Annotated in this window: 19 protein-coding genes; all 19 read left to right on the forward strand. The window is 43.1% G+C overall.

What is annotated here, in order from left to right; genetic code table 11:
* Positions 1 to 2 precede the first annotated feature (2 nt).
* Positions 3 to 1079 carry a type IV pilus assembly protein PilM gene (gene pilM / locus AC0MXB_RS04240; protein ID WP_474038365.1) on the forward strand — a complete coding sequence of 359 codons (1077 nt, stop codon included), beginning with the start codon at positions 3 to 5 and terminating at the stop codon, positions 1077 to 1079.
* Positions 1079 to 1606, forward strand: coding sequence for a PilN domain-containing protein (locus AC0MXB_RS04245; protein ID WP_474038366.1), 528 nt, complete (start codon positions 1079 to 1081; stop codon positions 1604 to 1606). Before pilM ends, AC0MXB_RS04245 begins: the two co-directional genes overlap by 1 nt.
* Position 1607: 1 nt before the next feature.
* Positions 1608 to 2240, forward strand: coding sequence for a type IV pilus inner membrane component PilO (locus AC0MXB_RS04250; protein ID WP_474038367.1), 633 nt, complete (start codon positions 1608 to 1610; stop codon positions 2238 to 2240).
* A 38-nt stretch (positions 2241 to 2278) separates the two neighbouring features.
* On the forward strand, positions 2279 to 3442 hold the full coding sequence (gene aroC, locus AC0MXB_RS04255) for a chorismate synthase (RefSeq protein ID WP_474038368.1): 1164 nt from the start codon (positions 2279 to 2281) through the stop codon (positions 3440 to 3442).
* A gap of 17 nt (positions 3443 to 3459) precedes the next feature.
* A complete protein-coding gene (aroB, locus tag AC0MXB_RS04260; RefSeq protein WP_474038369.1) occupies positions 3460 to 4551 on the forward strand; it encodes a 3-dehydroquinate synthase in 1092 nt (363 codons plus the stop codon).
* Positions 4552 to 4703: 152 nt separating this feature from the next.
* Complete coding sequence (locus AC0MXB_RS04265) at positions 4704 to 5150, forward strand: hypothetical protein (protein WP_474038370.1); 447 nt, start codon at positions 4704 to 4706, stop codon at positions 5148 to 5150.
* Positions 5151 to 5285: 135 nt separating this feature from the next.
* Positions 5286 to 6113 carry an ATP-dependent sacrificial sulfur transferase LarE gene (gene larE / locus AC0MXB_RS04270; RefSeq protein ID WP_474038371.1) on the forward strand — a complete coding sequence of 276 codons (828 nt, stop codon included), beginning with the start codon at positions 5286 to 5288 and terminating at the stop codon, positions 6111 to 6113.
* Entirely contained in the window at positions 6103 to 6849 is a 747-nt protein-coding gene (gene larB, locus AC0MXB_RS04275; RefSeq protein ID WP_474038372.1) for a nickel pincer cofactor biosynthesis protein LarB, read from the forward strand. The genes larE and larB overlap by 11 nt, the downstream gene beginning before the upstream one ends.
* Positions 6850 to 6853: 4 nt before the next feature.
* On the forward strand, positions 6854 to 8017 hold the full coding sequence (gene larC / locus AC0MXB_RS04280; protein ID WP_474038373.1) for a nickel pincer cofactor biosynthesis protein LarC: 1164 nt from the start codon (positions 6854 to 6856) through the stop codon (positions 8015 to 8017).
* Between the two features lie 80 nt (positions 8018 to 8097).
* On the forward strand, positions 8098 to 8694 hold the full coding sequence (locus tag AC0MXB_RS04285) for a ribonuclease H1 domain-containing protein (RefSeq protein ID WP_474038374.1): 597 nt from the start codon (positions 8098 to 8100) through the stop codon (positions 8692 to 8694).
* Between the two features lie 15 nt (positions 8695 to 8709).
* Positions 8710 to 9906, forward strand: coding sequence for an MFS transporter (locus tag AC0MXB_RS04290; RefSeq protein ID WP_474038375.1), 1197 nt, complete (start codon positions 8710 to 8712; stop codon positions 9904 to 9906).
* A 179-nt stretch (positions 9907 to 10085) separates the two neighbouring features.
* Positions 10086 to 11213, forward strand: coding sequence for an efflux RND transporter periplasmic adaptor subunit (locus AC0MXB_RS04295; protein ID WP_474038376.1), 1128 nt, complete (start codon positions 10086 to 10088; stop codon positions 11211 to 11213).
* On the forward strand, positions 11210 to 14341 hold the full coding sequence (locus AC0MXB_RS04300; protein ID WP_474038377.1) for an efflux RND transporter permease subunit: 3132 nt from the start codon (positions 11210 to 11212) through the stop codon (positions 14339 to 14341). The genes AC0MXB_RS04295 and AC0MXB_RS04300 overlap by 4 nt, the downstream gene beginning before the upstream one ends.
* 174 nt (positions 14342 to 14515) lie before the next feature.
* The gene (locus AC0MXB_RS04305) at positions 14516 to 15571 is read left to right on the forward strand and encodes an HD-GYP domain-containing protein (protein ID WP_474038378.1); all 1056 of its coding nucleotides are present in this window, start codon (positions 14516 to 14518) and stop codon (positions 15569 to 15571) included.
* Between the two features lie 17 nt (positions 15572 to 15588).
* Entirely contained in the window at positions 15589 to 16680 is a 1092-nt protein-coding gene (locus tag AC0MXB_RS04310; RefSeq protein WP_474038379.1) for an HD-GYP domain-containing protein, read from the forward strand.
* 12 nt (positions 16681 to 16692) lie between these two features.
* Positions 16693 to 17376: a 7-cyano-7-deazaguanine synthase QueC gene (gene queC / locus AC0MXB_RS04315; RefSeq protein WP_474038380.1), complete on the forward strand. Its 684-nt coding sequence runs from the start codon at positions 16693 to 16695 to the stop codon at positions 17374 to 17376.
* Positions 17373 to 18188, forward strand: coding sequence for a GTP cyclohydrolase FolE2 (gene folE2 / locus AC0MXB_RS04320; protein ID WP_474038381.1), 816 nt, complete (start codon positions 17373 to 17375; stop codon positions 18186 to 18188). The genes queC and folE2 overlap by 4 nt, the downstream gene beginning before the upstream one ends.
* 98 nt (positions 18189 to 18286) lie before the next feature.
* On the forward strand, positions 18287 to 19156 hold the full coding sequence (locus AC0MXB_RS04325; RefSeq protein WP_474038382.1) for a ChbG/HpnK family deacetylase: 870 nt from the start codon (positions 18287 to 18289) through the stop codon (positions 19154 to 19156).
* Positions 19149 to 20132, forward strand: coding sequence for a lysylphosphatidylglycerol synthase transmembrane domain-containing protein (locus AC0MXB_RS04330; RefSeq protein WP_474038383.1), 984 nt, complete (start codon positions 19149 to 19151; stop codon positions 20130 to 20132). Before AC0MXB_RS04325 ends, AC0MXB_RS04330 begins: the two co-directional genes overlap by 8 nt.
* The last annotated feature ends 28 nt before the right edge of the window (positions 20133 to 20160 follow it).

A 20160-nucleotide genomic window follows, 5' to 3' on the forward strand; every position in this document is an offset into this window, starting at 1 on the left:
ATTTGTTTTTACTAAAAAGCAGATGGCATTCTATTAGACAGAATGTTATAGGTTATTTTCAGCAACGGTTTACAAGCCTAATTGGTCTGGATATCGGTACGTCTTCCCTTAAAATTGTTCAACTTGATAAGCTATCTAAAAAAAATGAGCTTACTCATTTTGCAATCTTTCCAACCGGAAGTGGTTGTTTAAGTCAGTCCCCGTTGGCCAATATGGTTCAATTGACAACTGCACTACAACAAGGCTTGGCGATCAGTTGCGCAACGGCCCAAAATGTTGTTTTAGCGTTAAGCGACCACTATGTTTTTTCGCGGGAGATTGTTTTACCTGTTATGACATCTGATGAATTGGCGGAAGCGATTCATTGGACTCTTGATGAATATGTGCCTTATGAACCGGGAAGCTTTTATTATGATTTTGCCATTATGGATTCTAATGTAAAAACAGATCGTATGCGGATTTTTTTAGTCGCTGTGTTGCGGTCTCTATTAGATCCGCTGTTAGCAATTTTAGAAAACTTACACTTGCAGGTTTTGGCAGTGGAAACGGAATCACTGGCCTTATTGCGGACAGTCTCTGAAGAAAAGGACTTGCTGTTTCTTGACATTGGTGCTAAGGAAACGCAGCTTACGTTTATTCAAAATGAAACCCCTGTATTCACAAAAAGTATTTCCCTTGGCGGTGATCAATTGATCGAGTTTCTGGCGGCTTCAATTGGCTGTTCTATGCAAGAAGCGCAGAGTTTTAAAGAATGCCAGGAGCCGTTACTTTTTGCGGGTATAACGGATAATGCGGCAAGAAAATGGACGACAGAGCTTTTGCGGCAGGTTCGCGAAGCGATCAATTACTATACGAGGCAGTATGCTGAAGCTGCGTTTCAGCAACTTATATTGACAGGACGAGGCGCTTGCTGGAGCGGTTTAAGAGAAGCTTTTGCGTTAGAAATAGACATTCCTGTCTTTTATCATGATCCATTAGCTAACATTGCAGTAGCGCCTTGCCTCGATCAGGAATTTTTAGCGAAAGAATCCCCTGCTCTAGGCGCTGCGCTAGGCCTTGCTATGCGAGGCGAAATGTAATGATACATATTAATTTGTTGCCAAAAGACAAAAGAATCTCAAAACTTAGTTTCAAGAAATTTTACTGTTTTTTTATGGGACTATTTGGGGGACTTTTTTTCTTTACTTATATTTTTCAGGCGATTTTTTTATATCAATTGAAATCAGAAGTGCGAACGCTGCAATCTAAGCTCTCTATATATCAGCCTATGAAAGTGCAAATGGAAGCGGCGAGGCAGAGCGAAGCATCTCTAGCTGAAAAAACAACCACTATTGAGACGATACAGCAGGGCGCAGTTGTTTGGACGCCTATTTTTATCAATTTAGCGATTTTGGCAGCACCGCAGTTATGGTTTACCGATCTTGAAGTGGAAAAAAGCTATATTAGAGTAAAGGGGAAAGCACTAGATTATTCTTTTGTAACTGCTTTCATGGATCAGTGTGGCCAATCAGAATCATTTGCAGATCCTTTGCTAATTCATGCTGGGCGTGATGAAAAAGAACCTGTAACAAAATTTGAGATTGTGTTAAAATTGAAAGGGCTATAGTATGTTACATGTGAATTTGACGAAGAAAAAGTCCTTCTCACAAAAACAACTGCTTTTTATTGGCGTGGGGTTTTTCACTGTTTTATCGTGCGCAGTTTTAAAGTTCTTTTTGCTACCACAGTATCGCGAGATCATAGCGTGGCAAACTACCAAAGTTCAGGTCTTGCAGGAGTTAGATAAAGTTCAGCTTTTCTGTGAATTACATCCGCAGGGAGATGTATATTTAGCTGAACTGGATCAAAAACTCATCGATGCCGATCAAAAGATTCCGGTAGACGCATCTTTAGCAGAGTTTGTTAAAACTTTAGCGGGACTTGCTTGGCAGCAAGGGCTTACCTTAGAGAAGGTAATGCCGGAAAAATCCTTTCAACGACAAGGATTTTGTGAAATGCCTTTGGAAATTTCATTGCGAGGGTCCTTTTTTTCTATTCTTAGATTTTTACAACAATGTGAGAGTCTTCCTCGTTTAATGACAATCCATAAAGTTGTTTTTGCGTCAAAAGGATTGCAAGTAAGCTGTAGCTTAGCAATTTCTATTTATGCTTATTCTCTGCCTGCGGAATTTTTGCAAGAAAAGGTTGGAGCAAAAAGCTCTGATAGTCTAGCAGAACGGGTGAGTTCCTTTAAGCAATAGGATCTAGAAAATTTATACTTTAGTAGATGAGGTGTACTATGTTACGATTTCTTACAGCAGGCGAATCCCATGGACCTTGCCTTACTGTGATTATGGAGGGCTTGCCTGCAGGTCTTAAGCTATCTTCAGAAAAAATTAATGAGCAGCTAGCGCGGCGTCAACAAGGCTATGGGCGCGGCGGACGCATGAAAATTGAGACAGATAAGGTTACTATTTTATCAGGACTTCGTTTTGGCGAAACATTAGGCAGCCCTCTTACCTTACAAATTCTTAATCGAGATTGGCAAAATTGGCAGGGGAAAATGGCACCGGAAGGGTTGCCACAAGGTGAAAAAGTCTTAGAACCACGTCCAGGTCATGCTGATCTTACTGGTTTGTTAAAGTACGACCGGAGTGATGTAAGAGATATTTTAGAGCGGGCGAGCGCTAGAGAAACGGCAGCAAGGGTGGCGGCAGGCGCTGTAGCTCGCGCTTTATTAGAAGAACTTGGTATACAGATCTATTCTCATGTCATTAATATTGGCGGTGTCAAACTGGAAAAGGCTGTTACAATCGCGGAACTACAGGAACGGAACTCCGAAGTAGGCTGTGTAGATCCTATTGTTAGTGAGAAAATGAAAGCATGTATTGATGCGGCGAAAACAGCTGGTGATAGCCTTGGCGGTGTTTTTGAAGTTCTTTTGTTGAATGCACCGCCGGGACTTGGCAGCTATGTTCAATATGATCGTAAGTTAGACGCAAAGTTTGCTGCTGCCTTTGTTTCCATTCAAGCGATTAAAGGCGTAGAGTTTGGCGCCGGATTTGGTTGTGCCGATCTTCCAGGAAGCTTAATTCACGATGAGATTACTTATAGCCAAAACGGCATTCATCGTCTTACAAATCATGCCGGCGGTATCGAAGGCGGTATGACGAATGGGGAACCGATTTCGATTCGTGCAGTTATGAAACCAATTCCTACCTTAATGAAACCTTTACAGACCTTTGATCTTGCTACAGGGGAAGCTATTGCAGCAAGTACTGAACGTAGTGATGTGTGCGCTGTACCCGCGGCAGCTGTAGTTGGTGAAGCAGCGGCAAGCCTTGTTTTGGCAGAAGCCATTTTGGATAAATTTAGCAGTGATTGTATGGCTGATTTACAGAATAGTCTTGCCGCATATCGCCAAAGAATAGATTTTAAACCTTTTAGCAATCAGAATAAATAGAAACAGGCGGTGGAGCTATGACAATCATTCCGATTGAGTTGGGGGAAAAAAGTTATCAGATTGAAATGGTTGCCGACTCCTGGCAGGACCTTGCGGACTGGCTTACATCACAATCTTTTTCGCAGCAGGGGCTGATTGTTTCCGATAGTAATGTAGGTCCCTTATATGGAAAGACGGTACAGATGCTGTTAGAACAGGCTGGGATTTGCGCTGATATTTATTGTTTTCCGGCTGGCGAAGCAGCAAAAAATCTGCAAGAAGCAAATGCTATCTTTACAAAAGCGATTCAAGAAAAATTGGATCGTCACTCGTTGCTCGTAGCGCTCGGCGGCGGAGTTGTCGGTGATATGGCGGGCTTCGTTGCTGCTACTTATTTACGGGGCATTCCTTTTATTCAAATTCCGACATCCCTTTTGGCTCAGGTTGATTCGAGTGTTGGCGGTAAAGTGGCAGTAGATCATCCCTTAGGAAAAAATTTAATAGGCGCTTTTTATCAGCCGCGGCGTGTACATATCAATCTTGCTGTTTTAAAAACGCTGGAGCCACGGCAGTTTTATGCAGGTATGGCCGAAGTGATTAAGTACGGCCTATTAGCAGATTCAACCCTATTTCAGTATTTGGAAGACCATGCTGATGCATTGTTAGCACTAGAACCAGAGGCAGTCGGATATGTAATTCAGCGGTGCTGCGAAATGAAAGCTGAGTTTGTTTGCGCTGATGAAACAGAACAGGGCGTTCGCATGGCTTTGAATTTGGGTCATACAATGGGTCATGGGATTGAAGCGGCCAGTTCTTTTTCCTATCTTCATGGCGAGGCTGTTGCTGTGGGATTATTGGGGACGTTGTATCTTAGTGAACTTACTACCGGCTTAAGCTCTACTATCGCTGTACGCCTTAAGCGACTTTTACAGCGCTATCATCTGCCTACTGCGGCACCGGGTTTTCAAGAGGATGACATTTTATCTTATATGAGTCGAGATAAGAAAAATTTAAATCAACAGACTCGCTGGATCTTGTTAGAGGATCTCGGTAAGTGGAAAATTAGCAGTGATGTAGAAGACTCGGATGTGCTTGCTGTTCTAACACGCTTAGTGGCAGTAGAAGCTTAATAAAAATGATTATAGTAGGAAAGAGAGCCTGAATTTTTAGGTTCTCTTTTTTTCGCTAATCCTGTAACCATGAAGTAAACATAATAATAGGGCTGGAATATGATAGAGTAGTACCTGGGCGGCAGGTCGTTATAAATAAGGCGGTGGTTGAATTGGCATTGCAACCGGAACAGCAGCTTACACAAATGCTTCAACTGCAGCAACTTTACGTGAATAAAATTAGCAAAATGATTATGGAAGTCTGGTTTCCTCTATTCTTAACTGAGAATAAGACTTTTTTAGGTTTTTGGCAGGCATTTATAGTATTTATGCAATTTCAGGCGGGCAGTGAAGGGTACAGTCGAGCGATTTTTATTTTTCCCGAGCCACATTCTTCGGGACTCGAAACGCTTCTCGATACTTTTGTCGTAACCGGCGCTGAATATTTGGAACTTGCTATTGCTTATTTGGAAGAAGCACAGGCTCTTCCTTCTGCTTGGAATAAAGAATTGTCGGGGATTCATCAGTTCTTGCTTCTCATTGAGGAAATGGAACTAAATATTATTGCCTTGCTTGAAATTTTGTTAGCGCAGAAAAAACAAGGGGAACTTTTACAATAGCTGTAAGCAGGAAGTTTGCTTCTTTGGGTGAATATGTAGAAAAGAGATTTGTAGGCCGAAGCCTATTTACTATACAAAACTGATGATTCCAGAAGGAAGACACAGCTTTTGACTAAGGAAATTAGGTGATACAAGATGGACAATTTAGAGGAAAAAGTGCAGAAATTGCAGACAGTGCTGCGGTCTTATGATAAAGCGGTCATTGCTTTTTCCGGCGGCGTCGACAGTACTTTCCTCGCTGCTGCTGCTAAATCTGTAATGACAGATCTTTTGCTCGTTACAGCCAGATCAGAAAGTTTAACGCAAAAAGAACAAGAAGATTGTAGGGCCATCGCTGCGACGCTAGAGGTGCCGCAGCTTTTTTTAGAAGCTGGTGAATTTGATGATCCCGATTTTGTAAATAATACAGCGGAACGCTGCTATTTTTGTAAGAAAAATCGATTTTCCGCGTTAGCTACTTGGGCAAAAGAACGCGGCTACGCGTATATTTTGGATGGAACGAATGTAGATGATCAGGGCGATTATCGTCCTGGTCTAAAAGCGTTAGCGGAGATTCCTATGGTAAAAAGTCCTCTGCTAGAAGCTGGTTTTCATAAAGCGGAAATTCGTCAGCTTTCGAAAGCTTGGCGACTGCCCACTTGGAATAAGCCCAGTGCTGCCTGCTTAGTATCTCGCTTAATTTATGGCTTGCCTATTACTAGGCAACGGTTAAAACAGGTAGAAGAGGCGGAAATTCTGCTTGCTTCGGTGGTTAAAGGGCAGTTTCGCGTACGCCATCATGGGAACTTAGCCCGCATTGAAGTCGAACCTGACCAAATTGCCGCGATTATGGTGGGGGAAGAACGGGAAAAACTCGTGAGCGCCTTTAAAGCAATTGGTTTTACTTACGTAACAATTGATCTCGGGGGCTACCGCACGGGAAGTATGAATGAGATGCTGGAGTTGAAGGATCATGTGGAGTGAAAAAACTAGAGGGATTTTAGAACAGGTTCAGCGTGGTGAAGTTTCTCTTGATGAGGCGCTTGCGAAGCTATCTCCTTATGAAGAGTTGGGATTTGCCAAAATTGATCACCAACGCTCAGCGCGCCAAGGCTTTCCTGAAGTTGTTTATTCGGAAGGAAAGACAGTGGATCAGGTGGTTCAGATTGTTACTTCGCTCGCAGCGCATCATAGCAGTATCTTAGCTACAAGGGCTAGTCAGGATATGTATGAAGCTGTAAAGGACGTCGTGCCTGATGCGGTGTATTATGAATTGCCGCGGCTGATCGTGGTGGAGAAAAATCCGTTGCCTAAAGATGAAGATCGCTTTATTCTAGTGCTTACGGCAGGGACAAGTGATCTGCCGGTAGCAGAAGAAGCGGCGATTACGGCAGAAGTCATGGGCAATCGTGTGAAGCGGATTTACGATGTAGGCGTAGCGGGAATCCATCGGCTGTTAAGTCAACGGGAATCGATTGAAGCAGCAAATGTCATTATTGTCGCGGCGGGCATGGAAGGTGCGTTGGCCAGTGTTGTGGGCGGGCTTGCTGCTAAACCGGTTATTGCTGTTCCGACAAGTGTCGGTTATGGGGCTAACTTTGGCGGCTTAGCGGCTCTCTTGGGGATGCTTAATAGCTGTGCTGCCGGCGTAGCTGTCGTAAATATTGACAATGGCTTTGGCGCTGGTCGTCTGGCTAGTATAATAAATCATATGAGGTGACAGAATGAAGGCAATTTATTTAGACTGTTTTTCAGGAATCAGCGGAAATATGCTGCTTGGCGCGTTATTGGAGGTTGGCCTGCCTGAGGCCAAACTGCGGGAAGCTTTACAATCTTTGCCACTGGATCACTATGAAATAAAGGTATCTAAGGTCAATAAATTAGGTATTGCCGCAACTTATGTTGATGTCGTCACCGGGGAAGGGCACCATCATCGCCATTTGCCTGATATTTATAAGATCATTGATCAGTCTGCGTTAAATGACCAGGTTAAAGTAAAAAGTAAAGCAGTTTTTACTTTGCTTGGTGAAGCGGAGGCTAAAGTTCATGGTACGACAATTGATCATGTGCATTTTCATGAAGTCGGTGCAGTCGATTCGATTGTAGATATTGTGGGCATTGTTTTTGCTCTTGATTATTTAGGGATTGAAGTTGTTTATGCTTCTAAAGTTCATGTGGGTAGCGGTCTGGTTCGTTGCAGTCATGGTTTTATGCCTGTACCAGCGCCTGCTACAGCAGAACTGCTCAAGGCGATACCGACGTACAGTGGCCAGGTGGAAAAGGAATTGGCAACTCCCACGGGAGCGGCGATTCTTGCTGCTTATGGAAAGGCCTTTGGTGATAAGCCAATTGCTTTTGCGACAAAAACGATTGGCTATGGCGCTGGCAGTCATGAGCTTTCCATTCCTAATGTGCTTCGTTTATATTTAGGAGACGTACAGGAAGCAGAGCAGGAGCTATGGGTTTTAGAAGCCAATATAGATGATTCCACGCCACAAGTGCTTGCTTATACTATTGAAAAGCTGTTGGCACTTGGCGCCTGTGATGCATGGATTACGCCGATTGTTATGAAAAAAGGCCGGTCAGCGTCGATGTTGAGCGTATTGGCCGAGGCAGGACTTAAAGACACTTTGTGCCGCACGATATTTGATGAAACATCTACGATTGGTATGCGTTTTTATCCTGTAAACCGGGCAATTGCTGAGCGGAATCTCGTTACAGCTAAGTTGCCTGACGGCGATATTGCCGTAAAAATCAGTACATATGAAGGAAAAGTAATTCAAATTATGCCTGAATATGATGATTGTGTTGATTTAGCTAAGAAAACAGGACAAACGCTTAAGTCCGTGCAGGAAGCGGCGAAACAAGCAGTTTTACAGAAATCGTAACCGGATAGTCTCTAAGGGTTGTCTGTCGCGGTTCCGTGGCGGATAACCCTTTTTGAATGATAAACAAAGGAGGTCCTGTAGTGGCTCCCAAGAAAATTTATGCAGTTCGCGTTGGCAAGGTTCCTGGTTTATATTTGAGCTGGGATGAGTGCAAAGCTCAAACTCACGGCTATCCTAATGCACAATTTAAAGCGTTTCTTACTGAAAGTGAAGCGCAAGCCTACCTGGAAGGCGGGCATAAAAGTCTAGCTAGTTCCAATACAGAAGAGTATCATATCTATGTTGATGGTAGTTTTAATCAGAAACAAAACAAATATAGCTGGGCTTTTGTAGTTATGAAACAAGAGGAAGTTTTGTTTCAAGATAGCGGCGTCGGTGAAAATGAAGAGGCGGCTCTTATGCGCAATGTGGCAGGCGAACTTGCGGCGGCCATGCGCGCGATTCAGTGGGCTGAAAAAGAAGATAGCAAGCCGATTCGGCTTCATCATGACTATATGGGAATTGGCGCTTGGGCGACAGGCGCTTGGAAGGCCAATAATAAATTTACTCAGGCTTATAAAAATTTTACGGCAAATAAACTTGACTGGATCTTTTTTGAAAAGGTAAAAGGCCATAGTGGGGTTTTAGGCAATGAACTGGCTGATCAACTCGCTGGCCAAGCTCTGGGCAAAGAATAGGAAAGTGATGGTTTGGTGAAAGAAAAATTATGGACTTTACCGTACATCGGAATGAGTGCGAGCAGTTTTTTTCAATATATGATTCACTATACGCTGCTGGCTGCATTGCCTGTGTTTGCGATTCAGGAGTTGCAGCAAAGCGATCATGAAGCAGGATTAACTTTAACTTTTTTTCAGATTGGCGCAGTTCTCTTCCGCCCTTTTGCCGGACGCTGGATTGATGAGTGGAGTAAACGTAAAGTTGTTTTTGTTACTTTAGCTCTATCATGCCTTGTCTGTTTTTTATATGGTTTTGCCCAAGGCGCTTTCTTTTTGTTTTTACTTCGGTTTATCCATGGAGCGGCATTTTCGACAGGGACCACAGCGACGGCGACTATGGCAGCGCTTTTTTCACCTTTATCGCGGAAAGGCGAGGGGATCGGTTATTTTTCAGTTTTTACCAGTCTCGCTATGGTTGTTGGCCCTTTTGTGGGCTTAGCTGTGATTCACTCCTATTCGTTTACAATACTTTTTAGTGTTTGCTTTATACTAAGCCTCTGCGCTTTTGTCGGCGGTAACGGCGTTTCCTTTAACACAATGAATTTACAAAGGGCAGTTACGTCAAGACGGAATTTTAACTGGCGAAATTTTGTTGAGCCTAAGGCTTTACCTGTAGCGTTAACGGGCGTGTTATTGGCTTTTGTGTACAGCAGTTTACTAACCTTTTTACCGTTGTATGCCCGTAGCCTCGGGATGTTGGAAGCGGCAAGCTATTTTTTTGCAGTTTACGCCGCAGTGATCGTAATCTCGCGCCCGTTCATTGGCAAAGCCTTTGATCGTTTTGGCGCAAAATTTATTGTCTATGGTGCGGTAGTGGTGTATTGTAGCGGATTTTTACTGCTAGGCTTTTCGAACAATCTTCTGCAGTTTTTACTATCAGGCGCCGTAATTGGCTTGGGTTTCGGCGGTCTGAATCCGACCTTTCAAACTTTGGCAATTTTAGCAGCGCCGCCCGAACGCAGCGGGCTTGCTACGGCAACGTATTTTTTATCATTAGATGTTGGCGTTGGCTTAGGATCTTTTTTGCTTGGTATTATTGTCAGCTATAGTAATTACCACATATTATATCTGTTCTGTGCTGGCTGTGTAGTTTTGCTAGGATTTTTGTATTACTTTTGTTGCGAGCGAAACAAGGCTGTAAAGTCTGAAAGTAGATTTTGCGAAAACTCATAAACACGTATTATTTTAGTAGCTGCTTTTTCTTGTAAGAAGCAGTTTTTTTATTGAGGAAATTTCTTTTTTTACTTTAGTAAAGTCAAGAGGAAAAATTCTCTTGTTGTAGAACTTAAAAGAGGTTATTGCAGTAATATTCGCATTATAATTAGACAGCAGAGAAAGAAAGGGAATTCGGCGTGAAAAACAAAAGGGTCTTGTATGTAATTGCTGTGTTTACTGTTTTCATTCTAGCTTTTATTGGATTTCGCATTTATAGTAATATGCAAACAGCGAAGGAAAAAGCGGCTGCTATGGCCAAAGGTCGTGTTGCAACGGTCGAGGTTATGGCTGTATCGCGACGCAATATTACCCCAATGCTTTCCTTTACAGCTTCACTTGAACCGATTTGGTATTCTGATATTAGCCCTAAAGTGGACGGGCGTATCTTAAATCTCTATACAGATGAAGGGAAAGCAGTAGCGGCTGGCCAAGTTGTCGCCTCACTAGAAAATAATGAATATGCAGCGCAAGTATCCCAAGCGCAGGGCAGTGTTTATGCGGTAAGAGCCGATCTTTCCCAAGCCAGAGCGGATTTAGCCAGAGCCCAAACGCTTGTAGCTCAGGGCGCTGTATCACAGCAGCAATATGAATCAGCTGCCGCAAAAGTAGCCAACCTGGAAGGTCAGGTCAATGCCAATCAGGGAAATCTCGCGTATTTAGAAGCGCGACTGACGAATGCTGACGTCGTTACCCCTCATAGCGGTATTGTTATAAAGCGTTATCTGCAGGCCGGTGATTATGCGAAAGCGGGCACCGCTGTTTTTAATGTAGCTGATACGACAAAAATGCTGGCGAAGGCAATTGTCGGTGAAGGGCAGGTGACGCAGGTGAAAATGGGCGATACGGCCCAAGTTGTAATTTCTTCATTGTCAGATCAGCCCTTTATAGGTACAATTACGAAAATTTCTCCTTCTGCTGCTGTTCCTGCCAGAACGTTTACGGTAGAAGTGACGCTTGATAATAGCCAAGGGACGATGCTTTCCGGTTTGACCGCAAAGGTCATGGCCGCTGGCAGAGAACGACCCAATGCCCTCGTCGTCCCAGAGTCTGCTCTGGTACTATTTGAAGATCAGCGGACTGTTTTTGTTGTAGATGGTGATCGAGTTGTGCAAAGAAAATTAAAACTTGGCTATGTCGGTGATGGCTGGGCTGAAGTACTGTCTGGCTTAAATGATAGCGATGTGATCGTTGTAGCCGGGCAAAATACGATTCGCGACGGATCGAGCGTAAAAGTGAGCGCCACCCGGGAGGCCGGTCAGCTATGAATTTTTTAAAGGTGTTTATTAAGCGGCCTGTTTTTACGACGATGCTAGTGTTTGTGCTTGTCGTTTTCGGCCTTTCGGCGATTCCCCGCCTTGGCATTGACTTAATGCCTGATGTAGATTTTCCCCTTGTTTCAGTCATGGTAACTTGGACGGGTGCTTCACCGGAGGAAATGGAAAGTCTTGTGGCCAAGCCCATCGAAGATGCGGCAAGCTCTGTAGCTGGCATTAAAACAATTACGACTTTGACTAGACCAGGAATTGCGCAAGTAACAATTGAGTTCGTGTTAGGAACAGACCCTAGGATGGCGGCGGCTGATGTGCGGGAAAAAGTCGGAGGAATTCGCAAAAAGCTGCCTGATCAGATCGATGAACCGGTTACGCAGCGTTATGATATTACAGCATCGCCGGTAGTTTACTATAGTCTTTCTTCTGACAAGCGCCCGCGCGGTGAAATTCGTAAAATGGCTACGGATGTTGTGAAAGAACGGTTGCAACAGCTTGATGGCGTTGGCGATGTAGCTATTTTGGGCGGCAGCGATCGGGAAATCCAGGTTCAAGTTGACCCTAGGCGGCTTGATGCTTATAATATGACACTAGATCAGGTTATTAGTGCTGTAAATAGCGCCAATGCGAATACGCCAGGCGGTTATGTAAAAGAGCAAGGCTATGAAATGGTTGTTAGAACGTTAGGCCAGTATCGAACTGTAGAAGAAGTCGGTTCGATTGCTGTAGCTACTGTCAATAATCAAGTCGTGTTGCTGCGCGATGTGGCTAATGTAGCTGACTCCTATGCCGAAGAAAGAACTTACGCGGAAACCGGCGGTGTTCCTTCTGTTGTCGTATCAGTACAGAAACAGTCCGGCACAAATACTGTTGCCGTTTCTGATGCCGTAAAAGCAGAAATGAAGCGAATCGAAGGCGAGCTGCCTAGTGACGTAAAGGTTACGATTGTTCGCGATGGTTCTTTGTATATTAAAAGTAATGTAGAAGATGTGGCCAATTCACTTATTTTAGGTGGTTTCCTTGCTGTTGTTATTGTGTTTTTGTTTTTACGCGACGGCAGAGCGACCCTCATTGGAGCTTTGGCGATTCCGACGTCAGTCATTGCTACTTTTTCGCTGATGAAGGCCGGCGGCTTTACTTTAAATAATATGTCGCTTATGGGACTTAGTCTTGCTGTAGGTATTTTAATTGATGATGCAATTGTTGTAGTAGAAAATATTCACCGTCATATAGAGGCCGGCGCATCGCCAGCAGAAGGGGCCTTTTCGGGGACCGCTGAGATATCGCTCGCTGTTTTGGCTACGACACTGTCGATTTTGGCTGTGTTTGTGCCGGTTGGATCTATGGGAGAAGTTATCGGCATGTTCTTTCGCCAGTTTGGTTTGACTGTGGCCTTTGCTGTCGCTTTTTCCTTGTTTGTGGCTTTCACGATGACGCCGATGCTTTCAGCCCGCTGGCTAAAAGGCAAAGAGGAGCTAGCGGCTAAGAACCAAATGAAAGCTAAAAGCTTTTTGGGACGGCTAGTCGATACTGTTCTTGATAAATGGGAGCAGGGCTTTGAAACAGTGCGCGATACTTATCGTGAATTTTTGCGTGGCGCCTTAAAGCGTCCTGGTCTGATTGTAGCAATAGCGGTTGCTTCGTTATTGGTAAACTTTCTCTTTGTCCCATTGCTGGGCTTTGAATTTCAGCCGACCTATGATTCGGGCGAATTTAATATTTATTTGACAGCGCCATCAGGCACGTCTATCGAAAAAATGCGGCAGCTTGCTCAACCGATTGAACAAACGGTTCTAGATCTACCGGAAACACGTGCTGCTTTTATGAATATCGGTTATGCGCAAAATCCGGTAAATAAGGCGATGATTGGTGTAAAATTAGTGGATGGCAGTGATCGCAAGCGGACGATGATGGAAATCATGGATATGTTGCGAATGAAATTTCGCAATTACACAGGTATGAAAATTGCTGTAATTCCTATGTCAACAACAGGCGGGCGCGGTGATAAGCGGCCAGTCCAAGTGGGCATTCAAGGCGATGATATGCATGTTTTATTACAGCTTTCCAATGAATTGGCCGAACGGCTTCGTCATGTGGAAGGAGCCTCTGATGTTGATACGTCGGCAAGTGATTTTGAACCGGAAGTACAAGTCGTTTTAGACCGAGCGAAAGCGGGCCAAGCTGGTGTCAGCGCTGATACGGTTGGCTATGTTGTCCAAACCGCCTTTGCTGGTAATACGACGGCCAATCGTTACCGCGTAGGTGATAAGGATTACGATATTCGAGTTCGCTTGCAAGATAAACTGCGGCTTCGTCCTGAAGATGTAGCCAATGTGCGGGTAACTAGTAAATCTGGGAATCAAGTCCGGATTGGCGATATTGCCAAGGTGAATTTTACATCGGGCCCCGTAGAAATTGATCGCGAAGATAGGCAGCGAGAAATTATTGTCTATGCCAATAATGTCGGTGTATCAGCTGGCGATATTATTAATGCTACGAAAAATGAATTGAGTCAAATGAACTTTCCCTTTGGGTATCATTATAAATTTGTTGGTGACACGCGGACGATGAATGATTCCTTTAATGAAATTGGCCGAGCCCTTATTATTGCCGTTGTTTTGATTTATATGGTGTTAGCTGCTGAGTTTGAGAGCTTTATTCATCCTCTTACTATTATGTTATCGTTACCTTTTTCGATGATTGGCGCCATTTTAGGTCTATTAGTGACAGCTAAAACTATTAACATTATGAGTCTTATTGGGATTATTATGCTCATGGGACTTGTAGCGAAGAATGCAATTCTGTTAGTAGACTATACAAATACACTCAGGGAAAAAGAGAAGCTTTCACGTGAAGAAGCACTCTTAGAGGCGGGAACTGTTCGTCTTAGACCGATTCTTATGACGACAGCTGCTATGATTTTAGGCATGTTGCCTGTCGCTTTCGGACTGGGCGCCGGAGCGGAGCTTCGTTCTTCCATGGGGGTCGTAGTTGTTGGCGGATTAATTACTTCGACGATTTTAACTTTAATCGTAGTGCCGCAGATGTATATTTTTATGGATAATTTGCAGATGTACTGGAACAATCGCAAAAAGTCTGCAGGCAATATAACTAAAACTTTATGAGACTGGCAAGCTGTCACCATGATCTGCGTGGTGGCAGCTTTCATAATTTTATTTCTAAAACGGTGCAGGAAGTTATTCTTTTCGTGTGCAATATATAATAACAAAGTTTTCTTTTGATGGTTAAATAATTTCTGTTTTGATGGTTAAATAATTTCCGGAAAAGGGTGTTTCCTGATGAGACAGACCAAAAATGTAAGATTAGCCATCGATGATGTACAAGCCGGAATGAAATTGGGACAAGTTGTAGTCGAACGAGACTCGCAGATTGCCTTGATGGAAGGCATGCTGTTAACAGATAGTCTGATTGCCCGATTAAAAAGTCGTGGTATCACGCATTTAGTCATTGAAAAAAGTATTCAAGACAATGAAATTACTCGTGCGAATCGTTTGTTTCATAAAGCGTATGATGAGTTGATCCCTGTTGTAAAACAGGCTTTTGTGGGACTACGGTCTTGCCAAGAGCTTTCATTACCTCGCATACAAGATTTTGCGCAAACGACGATAGCTACTATGGTGAATTCCGTTGGTGTTATGAACCATTTACTGATGGTACGTCGTCAGGACGATTATACCTTTCACCACTCCTTAAATGTTTCCGTTATTTGCGGTGTTTTGGGACGGTGGCTTGGTTATGAAGGCAGAGAATTGGATCAGTTGATTTTAGCCGGATTGCTCCATGATGTAGGTAAATCGCAGATTCCTCTGGCTGTGTTGAATAAACCGGAGCGGTTGCTTGACGAAGAAATGGCTGTCATGAAAATGCATACTCTCTATGGCTATGACTTGCTAAAAAACGTACCGGGAATTTCTAAGCAGGTATTAGCTGGCGTTGTGCAGCACCATGAACGGCTTGATGGAACTGGCTATCCTTTTGGTCTCGCGGCGGAAAAGATTGAGCCCTTTGGCAGAATTATTGCGGTAGCTGACATTTATGATGCGTTAACAAGTGATCGAGTTTATCATAAAAAGACCACACCCTTTGCCGTAGTGGAACTTCTAATTGAAGAGATGTTTGGTGCGCTTGATCCGACAGTTTGTACGGTTTTTTTAAATAATGTACGCGATTATTTTTTGGGGAATCGGGTACTCTTGAATACAGGTGAACAGGCGGAAGTCGTTTATCTAGGACAGTTTCTTGGCTCTCGGCCAATCGTAAAAACCGAAGATGGGGATTTTGTTGATTTAGAACGGCGTAAGGAAGTGACTATTGTAAAACTTGTTAGGGCTTAATTTCAGGAGGTTGCGCTATGGCAGGAACGAAAAGGCTCACTATTGATAAAGTTGAACCAGGGATGAGATTAGCTGATGTAGTATTGAATGAAATGGGCAAGGTATTGTTGGAAAAAGGAACTGTTCTTACAGAAGCCTTACTGCAGAGGATGCAGGAGTGGAATGTTATGAGTGTTGTAGTTGCAGAGGCAGAAACAGCACCTACCGTTTCTACCCAGGCGGATCCTGTTGCAACGGAATGGCAAAATAGTATGCAGACGCCTAAGGAATTTTCCGATCCTTACCATGATACAGTAGAAAGAGTCCGTGTCATTTTTCAGCAACTGCGCCAGAAGGAACCGCTTCCTTTACAGGAAATTTTTTCTTTGGTCAAAGGGCCAATTTCTTATATGATAAATGCTGTTGGTGTTATTAATCATTTGCAGCAAGAACATCATCTCTCAGATTATACTTATCATCATTCGGTGAATGTGGCTATTATTACGGGGTTATTAGGGAAATGGTTAGAACTTTCGAAAACAGAGTTATTCGATCTAATTGTATCTGGTTTGCTTCATGATGTGGGGAAAAGCCAGATTCCGTCAGAGATTCTTGATAAACCAAGTCAGCTTACTCCAGAAGAAATGGCTCTTGTGCAACAGCATGCTTATTTCGGTTATCAGATTGTAAGACAAGAAAAAGCCTTGTCAGCTAATGCTGTTTGTGGTATATTACAGCATCATGAACGAATGGATGGTAGCGGCTATCCGCTTCATGCGAAGAAGGATGCGATACATCTTTTTGGACGTATTGTAGCAATTGCTGATATTTATGATGCTATGACCTCGAATCGTTCTTATCGGGAAAAAGTAGCGCCTTTTACTGTGATTGAGGCCCTTATTAATGATATGTATCAGAAGTTAGATGTGGAAATTTGTACGGTCTTTCTAAATAATGTACGCGATTGCTTTTTAGGTAACATTGTGGTGTTAAACAATGGCCAGCAAGCCGAGGTTATTTATTTAGGTCAGTTTATGGCAGCCCGACCTGTTGTCCGTACTGATAAGGGCGAGTTTATTGATCTGGAAAGACGTAAAGATTTGAGTATTGTTAAATTAATGCATAAATAGGGAGTGTAAAGATTGAAAGCAGTTGTCTTATTATCAGGCGGCCTTGATTCTACTGTCTGCATGTCAGTAGCTGCCGCTGCTGGTTATGAAATATATCCGCTTAGTTTTCGTTATGGTCAAAGACATAGCAGAGAGCTAGATTGTGCGCAGCAAGTCAGTGCGTTTTATCAAGTAAAAAAACATCTTATTGTTGATACGAATATGCAAGATATTGGTGGCAGTGCTTTGACAGATCCGTCAATTGCTGTACCGAAGGGTGATGTAACGAGAGACGATATTCCGGTCACGTATGTTCCGGCCCGTAATCTTATTTTTTTGAGCTATGCTGTCGGTTATGCCGAAGTTTTGGACGCCGAAGCTGTCTATATTGGCGTCAATGCCATGGATTATTCCGGTTATCCTGATTGTCGGCCCGAGTTTATTGCTAAATTTCAAGAGTTGGCTAACTTTGCTACCAAGGCGACAACCACAGGGAAAAAGATCCAAGTGCTTACGCCGTTGCAGTTTCTAAGCAAAAAAGAAATTGTAGTATTAGGAACAAAAAATAAGGCCCCACTTGCCTTGACTACAAGCTGTTATAATGGTGAAGCAGAAGCTTGTGGGGAATGTGATAGCTGTCTCTTACGGTTAAAAGGTTTTGCCGAAGCCGGGATGAATGATCCGATACCTTATAAAAAGAGGGGTGCCCATTTTTGAAAGATGTACAAAATCTGACAGATACAAGAGGAATTGCAATTCAGCGCGTCGGCGTGAGTTCGGTTCATCTGCCGTTTTTAATTCAGGCCAAAGATGGTTCATTTCAAAGTGTTCTGGCGCAAATTACTCTTACCGTAAGTTTGCCAGAGCAGTTTAAGGGGACTCATATGAGTCGCTTTATTGAAATTTTAAGCGAATGGAGTCAAAAGCCCATCTCCAAGCGTGAAATGAATGATATCTTATTGGATACTTTGGAAAAATTGCAAGCCAAAAGTGCGGAACTTTTAATCCGATTCAAATATTTCGTAAAAAAGAAGGCGCCGGTAAGCGCTCTTGAAAGTTTGCTTGATTATGACTGCACTTTTTGTGGACGACTTGAACATGGCCAAGAGATGGCTTTTACCATGGAGCTTTCTGTTCCGTTTACCTCCTTATGTCCTTGTAGCAAGGAGATTTCTCGCTATGGCGCTCATAATCAACGCGGACTGATGCAAGTAAAGATTCGTCAACGGCAGGGATATTTTACGTGGATCGAAGACTTGGCTGCTTTGATGGAAGCGCAGGGGAGCAGTCAAGTTTATCCTCTCTTAAAGCGGGAAGATGAAAAGTTTGTCACGGAAAAGGCCTACGAAAATCCAAAGTTTGTTGAGGATGTTTTGCGTGACTTAGTTCTTGCACTACGCACGCTGCCAGAAATCGAATGGTTTGAAGTAGAGTGCGAAAACTATGAGTCAATTCATAATCATAGCGCCTATGCCGCACATGTTGAGGAAGTAACACAAATAGAGGTGGAAAAAGAGGGAGAGCATTAAGCTCTCTTTCCTTATGTAGTCATAGGCTATAAAAAATTGCCAAGCGGCTACTGACATGATAACATAGATACATGATAAAGTTGGAGCGTATAATAACCATGAGAAAAGAGCAAAAACGGCTGATTGTCAATGCCGATGATTTTGGTTTGCATCCCCTTGTCAATGCAGGGATTGTAGAGGGCCACAAAGCGGGTTGTATTACGAGTACTTCCTTGATGCCGGGCGGCGCGGCTTTTACAGAAGCCGTCGCTTTGGCCAAAGAAATTCCTGATTTAGGAATCGGTATTCATTTAACTCTTGTTGGTGGTGAAAAGCCACTGTGTCAGCCTGAAGAAATTCCTTCATTAGTAGCCGAAAACAATTGTTTTGCAGCAGATTATGGTTCTTTTTTACAGAAATATTTCACTGGTAAAATACGACGCAAAGAAATTGAAATAGAATTACGAGCGCAGGTAGAAAAAGCAATGGCCTCCGGACTATCTATTACTCATATTGATAGTCATCAACATATGCATGTTGTGCCTGGTATTGTTGACATTGTGATTCGTTTAGCGCAAGAATATGAAATTAAGGCAGTGAGAATTCCGTCAGAATCGTATTTCTTTTTTGGTAAATATCCTTGTTCTTTAGGGCGTTTTTTAGGTCGCGGTGCCTTATCACTGCTAGCAAAGCAGTCTCGTTATGCCTATGCAAAAGCGGGTCTTAGTCAACCTGATCATTTTTTTGGCATGCTGGCCGGTGGCAGTTTGTTGCCAGAATATTTTTTGGAAATTTTGAAATCCTTGCCGGAAGGAACTTCAGAAATTATGATTCATCCCGGCAAAGAGAATCAGAAGTTAAGTAACAACTATCCTTGGCGTTACCATTGGCAGGATGAATTGGCTGCGGTGTTGCAGGAAGAGAATCGCCTTCTTTTGGCTAAAAATAATATTGAATTGATTTCGTTTAAGGAGTTGTTGTATGAATAAGTTGTACCAACGGCTTATTTTATTGATTTTACTTGTTGCCGGCATATCGGGAACCGTCATTTATTTTACTGTTGATATTCACACTTTAAAGCATTTTGACGTATTTAAGCCTTGGACAATTCTACTTGTCTTATTTGTCTGGTCAGTGGGGATGTTTTTTGATGGTACGAGGCTTATGCATCTTGTGCGCATTTCCGGCGAATCTATTTCACTGATACAGGCGGTTCAGGTGATTTTCAGCAATTACTTTTTAGCGCTACTCACACCAGGCGCTGCTGGGGGCGCTTTTGCTCAAGTGATGTTTTTGCGTAAAGCGGGAGTGCCGATTGGCAAAGCGACGGTTTTAGTGATTGTCCGAACCTTACTGTCGATTTTTTTTATGCTTGTTTGTATGCCCTTTATTTTTTTAATTGAAAGCGATAAATTACCTTGGTTATCACCAAATTTACTGTTGGGGATTTCTATTGGGTTATTACTTTGTATGGGTCTTGGTATTTGGTTGATTCGAACTAACCTGTTGGTTTACCTAATGAGCCCATTGTTTAAGAATGCGCGCCACCATCTTCGCCGTAATGCCTTTAATTTATATAAAGATGTGCGAGGCGGTGTTTTGTTGTTGGCAGCGGCACCGTTGTCCATGATTCGAGTTTTTGTAGAATCCGCCTTTAGCCTGTTAGCTCTTTATAGTATGGTGCCTGCCTTGTTTTGGGGAATGGGAATTTCTGTCGACCTCGTTCATGTATTAGGAAAAATGATTTTTTTAAATCTTTTATTATATTTTGCGCCTACACCAGGCGGCTCTGGCATTGCGGAAGGAACGTTTGTGTTGCTTTTTGCCAGTGATTTGCCTGCCGGAACTGTGGGCATACTTGCTGTTGTATGGCGGATTTTTTCAGAATATCTGCCGTTTTCGATTGGTATGTATTTTACCATCCGCGTGTTTGGTCAGAACTTTTTAACACGCGAAATCAAATAAAAGTTCAGAGATTCGAATAAAGGAAGGG

Source organism: Pelorhabdus sp. sgz311001 (assembly GCF_055901755.1).